At 69.9% G+C, this 17,566-nt stretch carries 19 protein-coding genes; 10 read left to right on the top strand and 9 right to left on the bottom strand.

What is annotated here, in order from left to right; all coding sequences use genetic code 11:
• Positions 1–14 precede the first annotated feature (14 nt).
• From ACZ7OI_RS28565 to ACZ7OI_RS28555, 3 genes are all read right to left on the bottom strand, one after another.
• The gene (locus ACZ7OI_RS28565; RefSeq protein ID WP_470267237.1) at positions 15–1,178 is read right to left on the bottom strand and encodes a hypothetical protein; all 1,164 of its coding nucleotides are present in this window, start codon (positions 1,176–1,178) and stop codon (positions 15–17) included.
• Positions 1,175–1,552, bottom strand: coding sequence for a hypothetical protein (locus tag ACZ7OI_RS28560; RefSeq protein ID WP_470267236.1), 378 nt, complete (start codon positions 1,550–1,552; stop codon positions 1,175–1,177). Before ACZ7OI_RS28560 ends, ACZ7OI_RS28565 begins: the two co-directional genes overlap by 4 nt.
• A 243-nt stretch (positions 1,553–1,795) precedes the next feature.
• A complete protein-coding gene (locus ACZ7OI_RS28555) occupies positions 1,796–2,230 on the bottom strand; it encodes a WapI family immunity protein (RefSeq protein ID WP_470267235.1) in 435 nt (144 codons plus the stop codon).
• Positions 2,231–2,301: 71 nt separating this feature from the next.
• Between ACZ7OI_RS28555 and ACZ7OI_RS28550 the strand changes: the two genes are divergently transcribed.
• Complete coding sequence (locus ACZ7OI_RS28550; RefSeq protein WP_470267234.1) at positions 2,302–2,985, top strand: hypothetical protein; 684 nt, start codon at positions 2,302–2,304, stop codon at positions 2,983–2,985.
• Positions 2,986–3,048: 63 nt separating this feature from the next.
• Entirely contained in the window at positions 3,049–3,753 is a 705-nt protein-coding gene (locus tag ACZ7OI_RS28545) for a S1 family peptidase (protein ID WP_470267233.1), read from the top strand.
• Positions 3,754–4,011: 258 nt separating this feature from the next.
• On the opposite strand, the gene ACZ7OI_RS28540 is transcribed toward ACZ7OI_RS28545, so the two are convergent.
• Both ACZ7OI_RS28540 and ACZ7OI_RS28535 read right to left on the bottom strand, forming a co-directional pair.
• Positions 4,012–5,487 carry a class I adenylate-forming enzyme family protein gene (locus ACZ7OI_RS28540; RefSeq protein ID WP_470267232.1) on the bottom strand — a complete coding sequence of 492 codons (1,476 nt, stop codon included), beginning with the start codon at positions 5,485–5,487 and terminating at the stop codon, positions 4,012–4,014.
• Between the two features lie 64 nt (positions 5,488–5,551).
• Positions 5,552–6,523 (bottom strand): hypothetical protein, encoded by a 972-nt coding sequence (locus ACZ7OI_RS28535; RefSeq protein ID WP_470267231.1) that lies wholly within the window; start codon positions 6,521–6,523, stop codon positions 5,552–5,554.
• A 215-nt stretch (positions 6,524–6,738) separates the two neighbouring features.
• Between ACZ7OI_RS28535 and ACZ7OI_RS28530 the strand changes: the two genes are divergently transcribed.
• The 6 genes from ACZ7OI_RS28530 (at position 6,739) to ACZ7OI_RS28505 (ending at position 10,850) form a co-directional block, all read left to right on the top strand.
• Positions 6,739–7,080, top strand: a complete 342-nt coding sequence (locus tag ACZ7OI_RS28530) for a WXG100 family type VII secretion target (protein WP_378312602.1) — start codon at positions 6,739–6,741, stop codon at positions 7,078–7,080.
• 16 nt (positions 7,081–7,096) lie between these two features.
• Positions 7,097–7,396 (top strand): hypothetical protein, encoded by a 300-nt coding sequence (locus ACZ7OI_RS28525; RefSeq protein ID WP_037809581.1) that lies wholly within the window; start codon positions 7,097–7,099, stop codon positions 7,394–7,396.
• 97 nt (positions 7,397–7,493) lie between these two features.
• Positions 7,494–7,877, top strand: a complete 384-nt coding sequence (locus tag ACZ7OI_RS28520; protein ID WP_470267230.1) for a hypothetical protein — start codon at positions 7,494–7,496, stop codon at positions 7,875–7,877.
• On the top strand, positions 7,874–9,202 hold the full coding sequence (locus tag ACZ7OI_RS28515; protein WP_470267229.1) for a WXG100 family type VII secretion target: 1,329 nt from the start codon (positions 7,874–7,876) through the stop codon (positions 9,200–9,202). The genes ACZ7OI_RS28520 and ACZ7OI_RS28515 overlap by 4 nt, the downstream gene beginning before the upstream one ends.
• On the top strand, positions 9,199–10,476 hold the full coding sequence (locus tag ACZ7OI_RS28510; RefSeq protein ID WP_470267228.1) for an alpha/beta hydrolase: 1,278 nt from the start codon (positions 9,199–9,201) through the stop codon (positions 10,474–10,476). Before ACZ7OI_RS28515 ends, ACZ7OI_RS28510 begins: the two co-directional genes overlap by 4 nt.
• Positions 10,473–10,850, top strand: a complete 378-nt coding sequence (locus ACZ7OI_RS28505) for a hypothetical protein (RefSeq protein WP_470267227.1) — start codon at positions 10,473–10,475, stop codon at positions 10,848–10,850. Before ACZ7OI_RS28510 ends, ACZ7OI_RS28505 begins: the two co-directional genes overlap by 4 nt.
• 154 nt (positions 10,851–11,004) lie before the next feature.
• On the opposite strand, the gene ACZ7OI_RS28500 is transcribed toward ACZ7OI_RS28505, so the two are convergent.
• The 4 genes from ACZ7OI_RS28500 to nadA form a co-directional block, all read right to left on the bottom strand.
• Positions 11,005–12,174 (bottom strand): S8 family serine peptidase, encoded by a 1,170-nt coding sequence (locus ACZ7OI_RS28500; RefSeq protein ID WP_470267226.1) that lies wholly within the window; start codon positions 12,172–12,174, stop codon positions 11,005–11,007.
• 62 nt (positions 12,175–12,236) lie between these two features.
• Positions 12,237–13,130, bottom strand: a complete 894-nt coding sequence (gene nadC / locus ACZ7OI_RS28495; protein ID WP_470267225.1) for a carboxylating nicotinate-nucleotide diphosphorylase — start codon at positions 13,128–13,130, stop codon at positions 12,237–12,239.
• On the bottom strand, positions 13,127–14,779 hold the full coding sequence (locus tag ACZ7OI_RS28490) for an L-aspartate oxidase (protein ID WP_470267224.1): 1,653 nt from the start codon (positions 14,777–14,779) through the stop codon (positions 13,127–13,129). The genes nadC and ACZ7OI_RS28490 overlap by 4 nt, the downstream gene beginning before the upstream one ends.
• On the bottom strand, positions 14,776–15,786 hold the full coding sequence (nadA, locus tag ACZ7OI_RS28485) for a quinolinate synthase NadA (RefSeq protein WP_037809568.1): 1,011 nt from the start codon (positions 15,784–15,786) through the stop codon (positions 14,776–14,778). Before nadA ends, ACZ7OI_RS28490 begins: the two co-directional genes overlap by 4 nt.
• Before the next feature lie 135 nt (positions 15,787–15,921).
• On the opposite strand from nadA, the gene ACZ7OI_RS28480 reads away from it, so the two are divergent.
• Entirely contained in the window at positions 15,922–16,575 is a 654-nt protein-coding gene (locus ACZ7OI_RS28480) for an NUDIX hydrolase (protein WP_279630357.1), read from the top strand.
• 43 nt (positions 16,576–16,618) lie between these two features.
• The gene (locus ACZ7OI_RS28475) at positions 16,619–17,335 is read left to right on the top strand and encodes an LON peptidase substrate-binding domain-containing protein (RefSeq protein WP_470267223.1); all 717 of its coding nucleotides are present in this window, start codon (positions 16,619–16,621) and stop codon (positions 17,333–17,335) included.
• Positions 17,336–17,566 lie beyond the last annotated feature (231 nt).

Below are 17,566 nucleotides of genomic sequence, written 5' to 3'. Positions count from 1 at the left end.
CGGCCCCCTCGCGGTCACAGCTCGTCAAGGTCCGCGTCGATGCCCGCGCCGTCGTCGTACGGAACCACGTCCCACAACGACTTCGCTGCGCGCCGCACTGCCGTTACCGTCGGCCGCACGACATCCCCGCTGAGCGTGAGCGTCACGATCGCGTCGGCAGCGGCGACGCGAGCTCGCTCGTCGCCTGGAGAGCTTTTCAGGATCGTCTCCAAGTACGACTCCGAGATCAGCGGGGCGACCGCGGAGAACTCAAGCCGGCAGCCCACGTTCGCGGACACCCAGCCTTCGCCGTCGCGGCGGTCCTCGACCGGCAATGCCTCGGTCATCGCTTCGAACCCGGCAGCAGCGCTCAGCCCGCCGGTCCGGCAGTACAACTGGATCTCCCGCGCCACCGGACCGCGGGCCAAGAAGCTTTCCGCCGCCGCCAGCCGCCGCAACGCCGCACGCACCTCGGCGAGCAGCTGCTCGTCCGTCACGTCGCCCGGGTCGCGCAGTGCCGGATCGATCGGATAGTCCTCCAGCACGAAGAACAGATGGTTCAAGACCTCGTAAAACGGGGTCTGCAACCGTTCCCCTCGTTCGTTGGACAGCTGCCAAGCGGCGCCCCACGTCCGGGAAAACTCCGGCCCGGACAACTCCCCGCGAACGAGTGCCTCCATCGCGGCCAGTTGCCGCGCCGCACCGGATTCAGCGGGCACCTCGCTCCGCTTGGCCCACACCGGTGTCCGCACCGGGTACTCCGCCGCGATGCCGGGCAGCTCCGGATACCGTCCGGCCAACCGCCGAGCCACGTGCCCGAACCCGTGCCGGGCACGGTCGACACCTCCGGGGACGGCACCGGCGAGGAACGACGAGGTGCCCGCCACCAGCACATATCCCTCGCCGGCGAGAACCGCGCCGGACAGGTCAGACAGGACGTACAGCACTGCCGTCCCGCCCGGCGCCAGTTCCGAAACTGCCAGCCGCTCCGGAACCGCTCCCGGCTCGAGCCCGCAGCACAACACCTCACGCGCGCCGACGATCCGCGCACCCTCGCGCAACCGACGCACTATCGCATCGTCCACTCCGGACAGAGCGACTACGGGAACGACCGATTTTCCTTCTACGGCGAGCCATTCGTCAGCGAAACGCCGTGGTCCGGCGAGAACGAAAGCTGCCGGGATGCCGTCGCCGGTCACAACGCGTCGAGATCCACTGCGAAACCGGAACCGTCATCGTAGGGAACCACATCCCACAACGACTTCGCCGCGCGCCAGACCGCCGACACCGCCGACCACGAGACTTCACCGCTCAACGTGAGCGTCGCTACCGCGTCCGATGCGCCGACCCGGCCCGACTCGTCGCTCGGAACCAGCTCGGCGATCATCGCGGCAACCACCGGAGCGCCCGCGGAGAACTCGAGCTGACAGCCGTCGCCCACCTCCGCGGAAACCCAGCCTTCTCCGCTGTGCCGGTTCTCGACCGGCACAGCGGCGCCCTCGGTCAGTGCCGCGAAGCCCGCGTCGGCGGCCACCCCGCCGGTCTTGCAGTACAGGTGGATCTCATACGCCATCCGTGCGCACCGCCGTCATGGAGCGTTCCTCACTACATTGATAATGAATCCGTACGTCGCTTGCAGATTGGTGTCTTTGGCCAGCTGTACGGCATTCCGTGAACGTCAATGCCGCCTTGTTCTCGCCGTCGGTGACGACGGTCCGGCCTTTGCTCCGGAGGAACGCCGCGGACGTCTTCTTGTCCCTTTCGGACGGCGGCCAGTTCACCGGCATCAGCGTGAAGCGGCACGACAACTGCAGCCTTACGGAAGCCCCAGCACAGGAAACTCCTCCTCCACGGCCAGCAACGCGGCGACGACCTCCGCCACCTGCGCGTACGCGATCCCCTCGAGACGGAACAACAACCGGTTCCCGCTCGAATGATCCGCGACCGCCACGCCCTCAGCCTCGACCCGCCCGTCCGCGACGGTCACGGTCAGGTCCAGCCAGTCCTCAAGCGACGTCAGCCGCGCGCTTCCCCCAGACTCCGTGCAGGCCGCCAACTCCTGCCGAAACTCCCGCAACTCATTGGCCCGCAACCCCGCGTCCAGCCGCGCGGTGAACCCGCCGGACACGATCTCGATCGGGCTGACCAGCCAGTTCCCGTCCCAGAAATCGTCCGCGCCGGGATGCATCCGCCCGCGTACCGCGATCACCAGCCGGTCGCCGCGAGCCGCGCCGAACGTCACCGTCTGCATCCCACTCCCCGATAGCTCTCGCTTGCCGCTCGCTCTGCCAGCATAGGCAGTCCACGAGCGAGGGAGCCCCGATGCCCGGCCTGGTCGAACTGGCCTACACCACCGGCGGCGGAGTCGTCGGCGCCGCGCTGACCAACTACCTCGCCAAAACCCAGGAACGCCGCCAGCTCCGCGCCGAGGTATACCGCAGGCTCGAAGCGACCCGCGCGATCTCCGGCGGCGTGCACGACATCCGGATCGGCCTGCCCCCGAACACCGCGGCCAGCCGGAAGTCCCTAGCCAACGCACTCGGCATCGTCGCCGTCCTCGAAGACGGAACGGACGCACACCGCGCCCTCCACGAGGCCCTGTCCGAACTCCTCACCGCGGTCCTGGTCGCCGGAATCCCCCGCCGAGTCGCCGATTTCGCCGGCGGCGCGCACGAACGCGTCCTGGAATGCGCCGTCGCAGCAACCGTCGACCGACGCCTCGGCGGCATCTCCGACGCCAACGCCGACCACCTCACCCAAGCCGCCCAGACGTACCGCGCCGAAACCACCAGCCTCCTGCTGGCCGTCCTCTGGCACCCGTGGCGAGCCCGGCTCCGGGTACGCGGCCGGATCCGCAAACTCCGCGTCGCCGTGCGCGCACTGCACCTTCAGCAGGAAGCCGCCATCGCCGCGCTCACCCGTCCGGAGCAATCCGAAGCCCTCCACCGGCGTCTTGACCCGGACGGCACGCTCCGCGAAACGTGGATCGAAGACCGACTTCCGTAGGTTACCGGATTTCCAGATGCCGCCTACGGTCGGGAAATCACCACCGAGGCGGAGGGATTTTCCATGCGTTACGCGAAAGCGGCGGCCGTCGTCGCAGGGGCAGCGATGGCGTTCGGAGTCGGGGCAGCAGTCCCGGCGAGCGCCGACACGCACATCATCGGCGGCGGCACCGTGGAGTCGGCCCCGTGGGGCGCCCAGATCTTCTGGGACGACGTGACCGACTACGGCGGCTTCGAATGCTCCGGCACGATCATCGCCTCGCAGTGGGTGCTCACCGCGCAGCACTGCCTGAACAAGGGCGGCATGCACGTCAAGGTCGGCGACGTCTCGCTGGGCAAGGGCACCGAAGCTGCGGTCGACGAGCAGAAGGCCTCGCCCAACGGCGACATCGCCCTGCTGCACCTCAAGTCCGCAGTGGACGCGACGTTCATGAAGCTGGCCGACAAGGACCCGGCAAACGGCGCCACCAACCAGATCTACGGCTGGGGCCGCACCAAGGACCAGAGCCCGCCGTCCGACACCCTCAAGACCGCGGACGTCCAGGTGACCGGCGAGAGCACGGACGCCTTCAACGGCAAGGCAATCGCCAGCAAGGGCGTCACCGGCTCCTCCTGGCACGGCGACTCGGGCGGCCCGCAGCTGGCCGACGGCGTCCAGGTAGGCGTCTGCTCCACCGGCGAAAACTCCGGCAGCGACGAACACGGCACCCAGAACTACGCCAGCGTCGCCAACAGCCGAGACTGGATCAAACAAACCGCAGGCGTGTAACCCCCAAACACACACAAAGGGCTCCTTGAGGGAATTGCCTTCCCTCAAGGAGCCCTTTGCCACACCCGCACCCCCGCACCCAGCCAACCAAGCAGCCACACCCGCACCAGCGCCCCCAAACAACCAAGCAGCCATCCCCCACCCTGCACCCCGATACGAAGCCTCCCCTGCGGTCGGCGGGTGCTTGTCAAGGCATCTTTCCCGCCTTGACAAGCACCCACCGACCGTCAGCACAATCAGCTTCGGGGTGCCCCCACCTCACCCGGGCGCAATGTCGCCGCCAGGCGACGAGCCCCGAAGAACCATCCCCCGCAACGCACCCTTATCCGGCTTCCCAGACCCCGCAACAGGAACCTCCCCCACCACAGTCACCGAAGCCGGAACCGCCCCCTCCCCCAACTCCGCAGCAACCGCCTCCCTCAACCTCTCCGGATCCGGCACCCCTCCAGGCGCAGCAACAACAAACGCATGCGCCGCCTCCCCAGTCCGCTCATCCGGCACCGCCACCACATACGCCTGATCCACATCCCGATGCGAAGCGAGAACCCGCTCAATAGGCCCGGTGTAATGAATCACCGCATTGACAATCACCACATCCCGAGCACGCCCAGTCAGATACAAAAACCCGTGCTCGTCGACCCGCCCGATGTCCTGCGTACGAACCCACCCGTCAACCAGCACAGTCTCGCTCAACGAGGAATCCCCCCAATACCCCGCGAAAGCCCTTGAAGTACGAACAAAAACCTCCCCCACAACCCCCACCGGCACCTCCCGCCCAGCGCCGTCCCGCACCTGAAGCGAAACCCCCTCGACCGGCAACCCCACCGACCCGATCGCCTCCGGAAACCGCTCAACATCCGCAGCCTCCAGCACGGTCAATTTCCCAGCCTCAGTCTGCCCATACCCCTGCCGCAACGCAGGCCCGATCCGCGCAAACCCCTCAGCCAGCAACCCCGGCTCCACCGGCGACCCGGCCACAGTCAGCATCCGCACCCCGGAAAGATCAACAGCCTCCCGCCGCAACACATCCAACATCCGATACAACCGGGGCACAGTAACCAACGCGGCAGTAATCCCCAACCGAGGCAAAACCCAAGGAAAATCCGGCACCCCCACCGGAATCACCACAGTCCCCCCAGCAAGCAGACAAGCCTGCAAATGCAACACCATCACCGCACTGCTCAAAGTCCCGAACAGCAAAAACCGCCGATACTCCCCCTCGGACCCCCCAGCCCGCTGCTCAAGCCCGAACTCCCCCAACGCATCAAACCGATACGCGACCCCCTTAGGCACCCCCGTGCTCCCGCTAGTAAAAACCACCCACCCGATATCCCCAGCCGCCCCGCAAGGCACCGGCTCCTCGTACTCCGCGAGAAGCTCGGCACCGATACGCAACACCCGCACCCCAGGAAACTGAAACGAATCATCAGTCACCACAACAACAACCCCGTCCAGCACCGCAGCCCAATGCGCCGGCGGCAACCCCTCCCGCACCCCCACCGCCCGAGCCCCCAGCGTCTGCACAGCCACCTGCGCGGCCCACCCCTCCGGCGTCACCCCGGTAGCGATCCCGACCCCGTCCCCGGCCCGCACCCCCGCCGCCCGCAACCCCGCCACGAACCGCCCGACAAGCTCCAGCACCTCCCCCCGGCGAACCCGCCGCTCCCCGTGCTCGAACGCCACCCCGTCCGGCTCCCGCCGCAACGAATCCAGCAACCCCTGAGGAAATGCCACGACCCCGCCCTCCCGCCGAGCCAGCCGACCCTCGGCTGGCCAGGCAAGAGCTACCGAACAGATCTCAGAATCCCCTCAACGCATGCCGTTCATCGGGAACGCTCGCCGCCCGAACCGACAGCAAGCCACCGAGCGCCACCACCGCGACCAACCCGGCAGTCGCGGCAAGCGTCCAGAAATCCGGCCGCACGATCGACTGCCCCCGCATCGCCTGCCACGCAGTGATCACGATGACCCCCGCGTACCCGAGCGCCCCGGTCCACACCAGCCGGCGCCGCACAAGCTCGTCGGACAGCACCGGATACCGCCGGGAAAGCGCGACCAACGCGAGCGCCAGGAGCGGCAGCGCCTGAATCGCGTGGATCCCCGCGAAATGCGTGATCCGCAGATCCCCGCCGGCCGTGCTCCACCCCAGCAGCGGCAACCCCGGCCCGCCGTCCTCGAGACCGATCGTGTGGCCGCCGATCATCGACGGCTTCCCGCCGCCGTCCAGCACCCGCTGCTGCGCCGGGCTGGCCGAGAACATCATGAGCGCCAGCCCCATCCCGCCCGCCGCGAGCGCGGTTCCCCACCGCAGCGCGGACGTCAGCGCGCGGTCCGGCAGCTTTTGGAACAGCAGCAGGACGACCACCGCCGCGGTCGCGCCCCACGCGGTGAACGCGCCGGTGGCCAGGATGTTGCCGATCGTCACGTCGGCCGGCGTCTCGTGGTTGAAGTGCAGCGGGCGGTCCTGGACGAGCACCTGCCACACCAGCAGCCCCATGTCCGTGCCCATCCCGACCGCGAACACCGTGCCCATCCACCAGCCCGCCCGGCGGCCGCGCTTCACGAGCGACAACAGCCACGCCAGCGTCGGCGCGTACAACGCCACCGAAACAGCGAATTTGAACGGTTTGGCCCAGAGCGGCGCGTTGACGAGCGTGCGATCATCCAGCAGCAGCCCGAACACGCACGCGATCAGCAGCACCGCCATCGCCCCGGCCAGCACCCCCAACGGGCGATGCAGCCGGAACAGTCGTAATCCCCAGGAAGTCATGGGGTTCAGCCTGGTGCTCCAGCGGGGGGATCAGCACTGGCGTCGTCCCCCGTCTCCGGGGTAGGGCGGACCCCACCTGTGGGTAATAGTGCCGTCAAAGCGACCGGCAGTTGTGCCGTTTGACCGGACCCGCTCTTTTTCTAGCGTGACATTCACACCGCGCGGCCCGCCGCGCACCGGGATTTTCCACGAGAGGGAAGGAGGTGGCCCGTCAGATGTCCAGTCCGGGATTCCAGGCAGATTCAGCTGCCATGACGCGCGCCGTCCAGGGCTTCGAGGAGACCGCGTCGAGCGCGAAGACGACGATGGCCAGCTTGGAGTCCGAGCTGACCGAGACGCTGCGGAACTACAAGGGCGACCAGGCCGTCGCGTTCTGGGACCTGCAGCGCAGGCTCCAGGAGAAGATGACCGCCGCCGTCCGGGAACTCGACACCATGTCGCAGCTCGTGCACACCAGCCACACGAACTACAACGCGGGCGACTCCGACGTGCACCAGAGCTTCCAGAGCGTCAGCCACACCGTCGAGGGCAACGTGATCCCTCGCCTCAACCCCTGAGAGAGGACAAGACACCATGGCTGACGTCGTAGAAATCAGCTTCGGGGCCCTGCAGCACAGCTCCGCGTCGCTCGCCGCCAAGGCGAAGGCGCTGACCTCCCAGCTGGAGCAGCTGCACCAGAACCTGCAGCCGATCACCCAGACCTGGTACGCCTCGGGCAGCTCCGCCGGTGAAGCGGCGCGCGCGTCCGAGACCCGGCTCCGCCAGGCGACCGCCGACATCGTCGCGATCATCGCGCAGTTCGGCACCAAGGTCGGCGACGCCCACGATCTCCAGCACCAGCTGGAGAACCGCAACCAGGGCCTGTTCGCCTGATCCGGCCCCGACGCCGGCCGTCCGGGGCGGGACCACCCCCCGCCCGCTCCGGACGGCCGGCTTTCCCGCGTCCTGCCGCACGAGAGGTCACCGGCCGATGCCCGACCAGTCGTACTACGTCCACCTGGAATCGCTGACGGACTTCGTCCGGGAGCTGGAAACCCAGATCCACGCGATGTCCCGGCCGAACGACTTCCTGCGCACCCTCGGGGAGCATCCGCTGCTGTTCGGGGAGTTCGGGGAAGCCGCTTCGCTCGCCGACGCCCACCACGCCGCGGTCGCCGAGATGCAGGGCCTGCTGGAGCAGGTCCGCGGGGCGATCGCGTTCGCTCAGGACGTCACCACCACCGTCGCCGACGGATACGCCCAGGCCGACCAGTCGGTCGCGGGCGACCTGCACCAATCGGGTCAGCAGACCGGTCTGCTCGACCCGCTTTTCTCGTTGCTGGGCCTTGATTCTTCAGGGGGTAAGAACACATGAGCGGGCCTCGCACCAATTTCGCCGGCTACACCCACCAGCAGCTCTACGCGATGCTGCAGGCGGGCGACCCGACCACCGCGCGCTCCGCGGCCGAACAGTGGGGTTCGGCCTCGCGCGGGCTGTACGACCAGGCCGAGAACCTGTCCGACCAGCTCACCGACTTCTCCAGCTCGTGGACCGGCGGCGCGGCCGACCAGTACCGGACCATGATGACCGACCTGGTCGGCGGCATCCGCAAGGTCGCGGTCACCGCGCAGGGCATGCGCGACATGCTGGAGGACGCCGCGGACGCGCTGGTCAAGGCGAAAACCGAGATGCCGCCGCCGGTCGCGGTGCCGGACGTCTCCCCCGCCGACGTCGCGCTGGCGGTCAACCCACCGCTGCTTCCGCCGGACACCCCTCCCGCCACCGTCGTCGCCGCGACCCAGCAGCGGCAGCAGGCGATCGCCAACGTCGAAGCGCAGCAACAGGCCGCCAACGCCGCCGGCTCCGCGCACGCGAAGGCGATCGTCGTGATGAACAACCTCGCGACGAATTACGACACCGCCGAGGACGCGATTCCGGTTTCGCCGAACGCGGCCGCTCCGCCGCCCAAGCCGGTTCCCGGCGGCGGCGCTTCCACCGGGGGCACGACCGGCCCGATCGGCAACAGCCCGGACGGCGGCACCGCGGTCGGCGCTCCGGTCGACTCGCATCCGCTGCCCACCGACGGCACGCAGGTTCCCGGCTCCCAGCCCGGACACCCGGCGCAGACGCCGGGCAGCCCGCTGTTCGGCGACATGTTCACCGCCGGTCTCGCGGCCGCGTCCGCCGCCGCGTTCGGCCGCTTCGGTTCGATCATGCCGAAGGTTCCGCCGTGGGCTTCGGGCGGCTCGAAGGACAAAGACAAGAGCGACAAGGACAAAGCGCAGGACACCCCGCCGGGGATGAAGCTCGGTGGCGGAGCCGGTCCCGCGGGCGGTGGCGGCGGCGGGATCCCGGTCGGCGGCGGAGGCGCTCCGTCGATCGACGGCGGCGGCATTCCGTCCGGCGGCGGCCTCAGCGGCGCCGGGGAAGCTCCGGCCGCGCACTCCGGGCTCGCCGGGAACGCGCAGTCGAACGTCCTCAGCGGGCTCGCGGGCGGCGCCGCCGGCGCGGCGGGCGCGGCGGCCAAGAGCGCGATGCCGATGATGCCCATGATGCCGATGGGCGGCATGGGCGCGGGCGGCGACATGGGCTCCGGCAGGCGGATTCCCGCGTGGCTCGTCGAAACCGAGAACGTGTGGGGCCAGCAGGCTCCGGTCGCGCCCTCGGTCATCGGCGAAGAGCCGGCCGACCAGCCGTGACCGACGGATACCGGGTCGCCCCGGCGAAACTCGCCGGCGCGGCGTCCGAAGTGGACGCCCGCGCCGGCGCGCTCCGGACCGCGCAGCAGGCTGTGGCGGGCGAACGAGTGCCCGCCGCGGCCTTCGGCCAGGTGTCCGCGTCGGCCGGATGTGCCGCCGGGCTGGCGAAAACGCTCGGCGCGCTCGCCGGGGACGTCGACCAGCGCGTCGTTCGCATCCAGGTCCTTCGGGACGGTCTCACCGCTTCCTCGGCGGGATACCGGCGCGCCGACGAGCAGGTGGCGGCGATGTACCGCTCGCTGCTGCCCGAAGACCCGGTGCCGTCAGCCGGAAAATCCGCCGGCAGCGGCGGCTGGGCCGGGACCATCGCGGCCAACCGCATGAAGGTTTCCGACGCGCTCGCCGCCGAGCGGACCCGGCTGGCCGGACTGTCCGACCCGGACGCCATCGCCCGTTCGAAGCGGCGAATCGCGTTGTACCAAAGCATTCTCGACGACCATCGGCAGATCCTGCGGTTCGATCCGTCCGGCAACGGCCGGATCGCCGAACTGGTCGGCTCGATCCAGCCGGGCACGCGCAACGTCGGGCTGTTCGTGCCCGGCGTGCACACCCGGATGGACACCTTCCAGTCCTACGCCGACCTCGGCCGCAGCCTCGTCGCCGCCGACCCGAGCGGCCGGACCGCGATGGTCGTGTGGGCCGACGGCGTGTTCCCGCAGAACGTCACCACCGAGGGTTCCGAAGCCAGCTACGCGCAGACAATGGCCCCGAACCTCAAGGCATTCGGCGACGAACTGCGCGGCCAGGTCGATTCCCAGACCGGCGGCGCGGCCACGATCACCGCGATCGGCCACAGCTACGGCGGCGCCACCGTCGGGCTCGCTGACCAGCAAGGCTTGCCAGTGGACCGGGTGCTGCACGTAGAGTCGGCGGGCATGGGACACGGCGTATGGAGCCCAGCAGACCTGCCGCCGAGCCAAGCCGGCGTGCAGCGGTACTCGATGACCGCCCCGCTGGACCCGATCATCCTCGCCCAGGGCAACGCCGGGGCGTTGGAATGGACTGGCATCGGCCACGGAGCGGACCCGGACACCTTCCCCGGCGTCACCGAACTCACCACCGGCCGCGACGCCGCGGGCGACGTGCAATGGGGCTTGTCCTCGCACAGCGGCGTGCTCAAACCGGGTTCGGATTCGTGGGAGAACATCTACGGCGTGCTGACCGGCGGCCACGTCACCGAAGCGCCCGTGCCGGTTCCGGCGGTGCTGCCGTGATCACGCGCGAATTGAAGGATCTGGCTGCTGAGCTGACGAACGTCATCGACAGCGTGGCCGAGGCGTTCGGCTCGCGCGCAGTGCCCACAGTGGACGGTGAGCTGGACTGCGATCCCGCGCAGCCGGGGAATTTGGTGTGCTGGCAGTACGGGGTCCGGTTGGAGGACAGCCCTGGCGCTTTGCGGGTGCTGTCCGAAGCGGTGCGTCCGACGTTGGAAGCGGCGGGCTGGGAATCGTACGACCGCAGCACTTATCGGGAAGTGATCGGCCGGTTTTCGCGTGAGGGCGCGGATTTCAGCGTGCACATCGCCCGCGACGGACGCGGGGTGGCGATTATCGGCTCGACCCGCCTCGTGAGTGTTCACTCCGGTTAGAACCGGCACCGCCGCTCACGAGCCCACCGCCGAAGCAGCGCAGCCAACCTTCGCACGCGACAAACGCAAAGGCCCCACCGTCAGCTCCATCCGTCTCGTGAGTGGCAATGCCGATTAGAACCGGCGTCGCCACTCACGAGGCTCGGCCACCTGCTCAGGCCCGAAACCGCGACGGCCGCCATCCGCGCCGCCGTCCCCGCCGGAACGCCGCCACCCCGATCCCGGCCGCGGCCGCCGCCGCGACTCCGCCCACCGCGACGACTCCCGCCGCGACATCAGACGTCGGCCGAGCCTGCGCCGCGGCCGGAACCACCGCGGGCAGCGCAGACCGCACCGCCGCCGCACTCGGGCCAGGCGCGTTGGCGGGCAACGTCGACGACACCGCGGCGTAAGCGTCGAGCATTCCCCAGCCCCGGCGCGGATCGTGCGCCCCGGACGGCGGACGGGAAGCGGTCAGCATCAACCGGTTCACCACTTGATCGCCCTTCAGCTCCGGATGCGCCGAACGCACCAGCGCCGCCGCCCCGGCGACATACGCCGCGGCCAGGCTCGGGTCGGTGATCGGCCACCGATGCGCGACCGCGCCTCCGCCGCCCGCCGACGTGCTCACCAGATTCGCGCCAGGCGCGGCGATTCCGAGGTAGTCCCCGGCTTCGGTCTGCACCGGCGCGCCGGATTCGTCAGTCGAGCCGACCGCGAGCACGTCCTTCGAAGCGGTCGGATAAGTATGCGCCCCTTGCTGAGCAGCCGCCGCGGCCGAAATCACTACGGCCCCGCGCGACTTCGCGTGTTCGAGCGCCGAGCCGAGCGCCGGGCTGTCCGAACCTGCCGGGACCGCCACGAGAATCACTCCCGCACCACGGTCGACCGCCGTGTCGATCGCGCCGGCCAGCGCGCCCGGATCACCGCCGCCGTCCGAGGACGAACCGTTGCTTTCGGTGTAGCGCAAGGGAAGCAGCTTCACCCCAGGCGCGACGCCGGTGAAAGTGGTCTCGTTCGCCGGCTGCGCGCCGACGATGCCCGCGGCGATCGTGCCGCGGCCGTCGCAGTCGGAATCCGCGGTGCCCGCGCCGCCGAGCACTTGCCCGGAACCGAATTGCGCGTTCTGCTTGTCGACGCCGGTGCCGATCACCGCGACGGTCTGGCCCTCGCCCCTGGTCAGCGGCCACAGCCGCGGCGGGTTCACCAGCCGCTGGCCCCAGGACACCGCGCCGGTGTACGGGCCGGACGGATTCGCGCACGCGGCCGCCCGCGCCGAGGTCGCCGTAATGGGCAGGCCGAGCGCCACGAGCGCGGCCACCGCTCCGGCGGCAATTCCCCGCACCGCGGCCCCCTCCCCTTGTCGGACAAGGAGATTCTAGTGGAGAGCGGGCCGCGGCGACAGGGTTAGCGCAGGTCCATCCCGAGATCGAGAGCGGGCGAGGAATGCGTGAGCCCGCCGACGGAGAGATAGTCCACACCGGACTCGGCGTACGGCCGTGCGCGATCGAGAGTCAGGCCGCCGGACGACTCCAGCCGCGTCTTCGGCGACACCTCGTCGCGCCGCGCGACCGCCTTCACGCACTCCTCCGGAGTGAAGTTGTCCAGCAGCACCTCGTCCGCCTCGGCGGCCAGCGCTTCGTCCAGCTGGGCCAAGTCGTCCACCTCGACCTCGCACGCCAGCTGCGGCGCGTGTTCCCGCGCCGCCGCCAGCGCCGCGGTGACCGAACCGGCCGCGACCACGTGGTTGTCCTTGATCAGCACCGCGTCGCCGAGGCCCATCCGGTGGTTCACGCCGCCGCCGCACCGCACCGCGTACTTCTGCAGCAGCCGCAACCCCGGCGTCGTCTTCCGAGAATCCCGCACCGCCGCACCGGTTCCGTCGATCGCGGCTACCCACGCCGCGGTCGCCGTCGCCACTCCGGACAGCAAGCACAACAGGTTCAGCGCCGTGCGCTCCGCGGTCAGCAACCCGCGCACTGGACCGCGCAGCACGAGCACCGGCTCCCCCGGGACGGCAGGCGAACCGTCCTCGCGGATCGAGACCACCTCGTAGTCGTCGCCGAGCACCTCGTCGAAAACGGCCAGCGCCACCGGAATCCCGGCCACGACACCGGCGACGCGCGGCGTCAGCTCCGCCACCGCGCGGGCGTCGGCCGGGACCGTGGACGCCGTCGTGGCGTCCGGCCCGTACCGCAAATCCTCTTCCAGCGCAGTGGTCACGACGCGCCGCACGTCGGCGACGTCCAGCCCGTCCACCACCAGCGACCGCACGACCGATTCGGAGAATTCCCCGCTCATGCCACCCCTTCCAACGACGTTGCCTCGACCAGCACTGGCTGTCCCGACGGGCTCAGCCGGATCAGCTGACTCCGCCGCAGCCCCTCGTCCCGCTCCGGGAAGTCCGTCCGCACGTGACATCCCCGCGATTCCGTCCGCCGCTCCGCCGCCGCGAGCAACGCCTGCGCCGCCACGGTGAGCGCCGCGTCCTCCACCGCGCTGTGCGTCCACAACGGACTGTCCTTTGTTGACAAGTCGAGCGCGGAACCCGCCGCCGCGAGCCCGTCCGCGTCCCGGCCGATCGCCGCATACCGGCTCATCACCCGTTGCAGCACATCACGTTCCGCCGCCGGCGCGACCGTCCTTTCCGGAAGCCGGCCTCGCGACGGATCCGGCAGCAATCCGGCGGCCAGATCCGCCGCGACCGCCTCCGCGGTCCGCTGCCCGACGACCAGCCCTTCGAGAAGACTGTTGGACGCCAGCCGATTCGCCCCGTGCAGCCCGGTCCGAGCCACCTCGCCCGCGGCGTACAGCCCGCGCACGCTCGACCGTCCGTCCACAGTGGCCACTACGCCGCCACACGCGAAGTGTGCAGCGGGCGTCACCGGGATCGCGTCCACCGCCGGGTCGATGCCGAGCACCGCGCACGCCGCGTGCACCGTCGGGAACCGCTTCGCGAAGCCGGAAATACCAGTGGCGTCAAGGAAAACGTGATCGTCGATGCCTCCGGGAGCCAGCAGCTGCCGACGTGTGATCGCCGCCGCCACGACGTCGCGCGGAGCCAGATCGCCGAGCGGATGCACCCCGGCCATCACCGACGCTCCCGCGCCGTCCACGAGCGTCGCGCCCTCACCGCGCACCGCCTCCGTCACGAGCGGACACCGCCCGCGCGCACCCGGCGTGTACAGCACCGTCGGATGGAACTGCACGAACTCGATGTCGGCCACCGTCGCCCCGGCACGCAAGGCAAGAGCCAGCCCGTCACCGGTCGCGATCTCCGGATTGGACGTCGCCTGGTACAGCTGCCCGAACCCGCCGCTGGCCAGCACGACCGCGGACGCGCGCACCACGCCCGGCACCCCGTTGCGGTCGAGCACCGTCACTCCGGCCACCTCGCCCGCGGGAGTGCGCAGCGCGTCGACCGCGATGTGGTGCTCCAGCACCGGAATCCGCCGCTCGCCCGCTTGCGCGACCAGCGCACGCTCAACTTCCGCACCCGTGGCGTCGCCGCCCGCGTGGATCACCCGGAACGCGCTGTGCCCGCCCTCGCGAGCCCGCGACAGCAGCCCGCCCGAGCTGTGGTCGAACACCGCGCCGTTGTGCCGCAACTCGGTGACGGCCGCCGGACCCCCGCCGACGATCGACCGCACCGCGGCCTCGTCGCAGATCCCGGCTCCGGCGGTGAGCGTGTCCGCCGTGTGCTTCTCGACCGTGTCGCCCTCGTCGCGCTCGCCGTCGAGCACCACGGCCACGCCGCCCTGCGCCCACCGCGTGTTGCCGTCGGCGACCGCCGCCTTCGTCACGACCAGCACGTGCAGCCCGAGTTCACGGGCCCGCAGCGCCGCCGACAGCCCGGCCACGCCGCTGCCGATCACCACCACGTCGGCCCGGGCTTCCCAGCGCGGATCCGGTGAGGTTTTCGCCTCATCGGCGTTAACTAGGCCGCTCATTCCCCACCGCCAGGCTGCCCGATTTCGATCATCCGCTGCACCGAGGCACGGGCCCGCGAAGCCGTCTCCGGGTCGACGTGGACCTCGTCCGCGCCCTCGGTGAGGCTCCGCAGCAGCGCGGCCGGGGTGATCATCTTCATGTACCGGCACGAGGCCCGGTCGTTCACCGCGCGGAAGTCGATCTCCGGCGCGGCCTTGCGCAACTGGTGGATCATGCCGATCTCGGTGGCCACGAGCACCGAGGTCGCCTTGGTGTCGCGCGCCGCGTGCACCATGTCGCCGGTGGACAGGATCTTGACCCGCTCCGGGGCCACCGCGCCCTCGCCCGCCAGGTAAAGCGCGGAGGTCGCGCAGCCGCATTCGGGGTGGATGAACAGGTCGGCGTCCGGGTTTTCCTCGGCGCGCGCGGCCAGTTCGGCCCCGTTGATCCCGGCGTGCACGTGGCACTCCCCGGCCCAGACGTGCATGTTCTCGCGCCCGGTCACGCGCTTCACGTGCGCGCCGAGGAACTGGTCCGGAAGGAAGAGAACTTCCTGGTCAGCGGGGATGGAAGCGACGACGTCGACCGCGTTCGACGACGTGCAGCAGATGTCCGTCTCGGCCTTGACCTCGGCCGTCGTGTTCACGTACGAGACGACCACCGCGCCCGGGTGCTCGGCCTTCCACTCGCGCAGCTGGGCGCCGGTGATCGAGTCGGCGAGCGAGCAGCCTGCCCGCGCGTCCGGGATCAGCACCGTCTTCTCCGGAGCCAGGATCTTCGCGGTCTCGGCCATGAAGTGCACGCCGCAGAAGACGATCGTGGACGCGTCGCTGCTGGCCGCGATGCGGCTGAGCGCGAGAGAGTCGCCGGTGAAGTCCGCGATGTCCTGGATCTCCGGGACCTGGTAGTTGTGCGCGAGCAGCACCGCGTCGCGCTTGCGGGCGAGCTCCCGCACCCGGGCGGCCCAGTCCGCGTCCGCCTCGACCCCGCCGTAAGGGGTCAGATCCTGGTCAAGCGTGGTGGTCATGTGTTCGGCCCTCTCGATAATCGCCGGCCTTGCGAACCGGATCGACCCCGGTTCCTCCCCATCCCGGTTTTCGCCTTACAATCGAAAACCGTGCGAAGCCATCTTAACACCCGAGCCCCCCTCGCCCACGAGGTTCTGGCGGCAGTCCTTCAAGTGCGCTCGGACACACTGCGCGTGCTTTTGTGGCGCCGAGCGCTCGATCCGCACCTCGGCCGCTGGTCGCTCCCCGGCGGCCGGCTGCGCCCCGACGAGGACGTCGAAACGTCGATCAGACGGCAACTCGCCGAGAAGGTGGACGTCCGCCAGCTGAAGCACGTCGAGCAGCTGGCCGTCTTCAGCGCCCCGGACCGCGTCCCCGGACCGCGCGTCGTAGCCACCGCGTTCCTGGGCCTGGTCCCCTCCGACGTCGATCCCGCAGTCCCCGAAGACACCGAGTGGCACGACGTGAACGCCCTGCCGCGCACCGCGTTCGACCACGAGGCGATCGTGCTGCGCGCCCGCGACCGCCTGCGGTCGAAATTGAGCTACACCAACCTGGGTTTCGCACTGGCCCCAGAGGAATTCACCATCTCCGCGCTGCGCGGCCTGTACTCCGCCGCACTCGGCTACAAGGTGTCCGCCACGAACCTGCAACGCGTGCTCCAACGGCGTGGTCTGCTCGTCCCCACCGGACACACCGCCGCCCCCGGCCGGGCAGGCGGACGACCTGCGGCGCTGTTTTCTTTTGCCGCGAAAGACATGCACATCACCGACCCTTTCGCGGTCCTGAAACCCCCGCCGCGGCGGTAAACACGAACTGCGCCAGCGCTCCGCAGCCCGTACCGTGGACCGCGTGACCGAGCCAGAGCAGTGCCCCAGCGGGACGGCGACCCTGCCGTTGTTCCCGTTGCAGACAGTGCTGCTCCCCGGTACGCACCTGCCGCTGCACATCTTCGAACCGCGCTACCGGCAGCTCACCGCGGACCTGGTCACCGGCAACGTCCCGGAGCACGAGTTCGGCGTGGTCGCCCTGCGCGCCCCGCTGGTCCGCGAGGTCAGTGGTTTAGACCATGTGTACAGCGTCGGCTGCAGCACGATCCTGCGCGAAGCGAAACGCCTCCCGGACGGCCGCTACGACGTAGTCACGCGCGCCTCGCGCCGCTTCCGCCTGCGCGAACTGCACCGAGCGTCCGCGCCCTACCTGATGGCTGTAGTGGACTGGCTCCCCGACGACCCAGTCCCCGCCACGGCGGAGTCGACGGCCCGCCAACTGGCCAAGGTAGCCCGAGCTGCCCACGAGCGATACTGCGAAGCCGCCTGGCACGCAGACGACTGGCACCCGCCCCACGACGACGCCGACCTGGGCGAACTCGCCTACCAACTAGCCGCAGACTGCCTGCTCCCGCTGGAGGATCGTCAGCTGCTGCTGGAGGAAACCCACCCGCTGCGCCGGCTGCGCGTCGTCTGCCGCCTGCTCACCAGAGAAGCGGGATTCCTGGAAACCCTGGGCGCAGTCCCGCTTCCGCCGACCGAACTGGCGACCTTCACCAACCCCTCCGACCTGAACTGACCGGGCCGGTTCAGCACTCGCAAACCCAACTCGCGACGGCCCCCCACGTGGTGTGCGCCCACCCCGCAAACCGCCACCAACGCCACTCAACTCACCGGGCACCCAGACCCGGCCCTGCACCCCGATACGAAGCCACAAATGCGGGCGGCGGGGATGGTGGGTGGGTAGATTTTTTGCACTCAAAAAACACCCCCGCGACCGGAAAAACCAACGTCTGTGGTTCGGCCCAAA

This window comes from Amycolatopsis sp. NPDC114503 (genome assembly GCF_055633655.1).
Note: the sequence above shows the minus strand (reverse complement) of the source record. Positions and strands in the feature narration are given on the sequence as shown.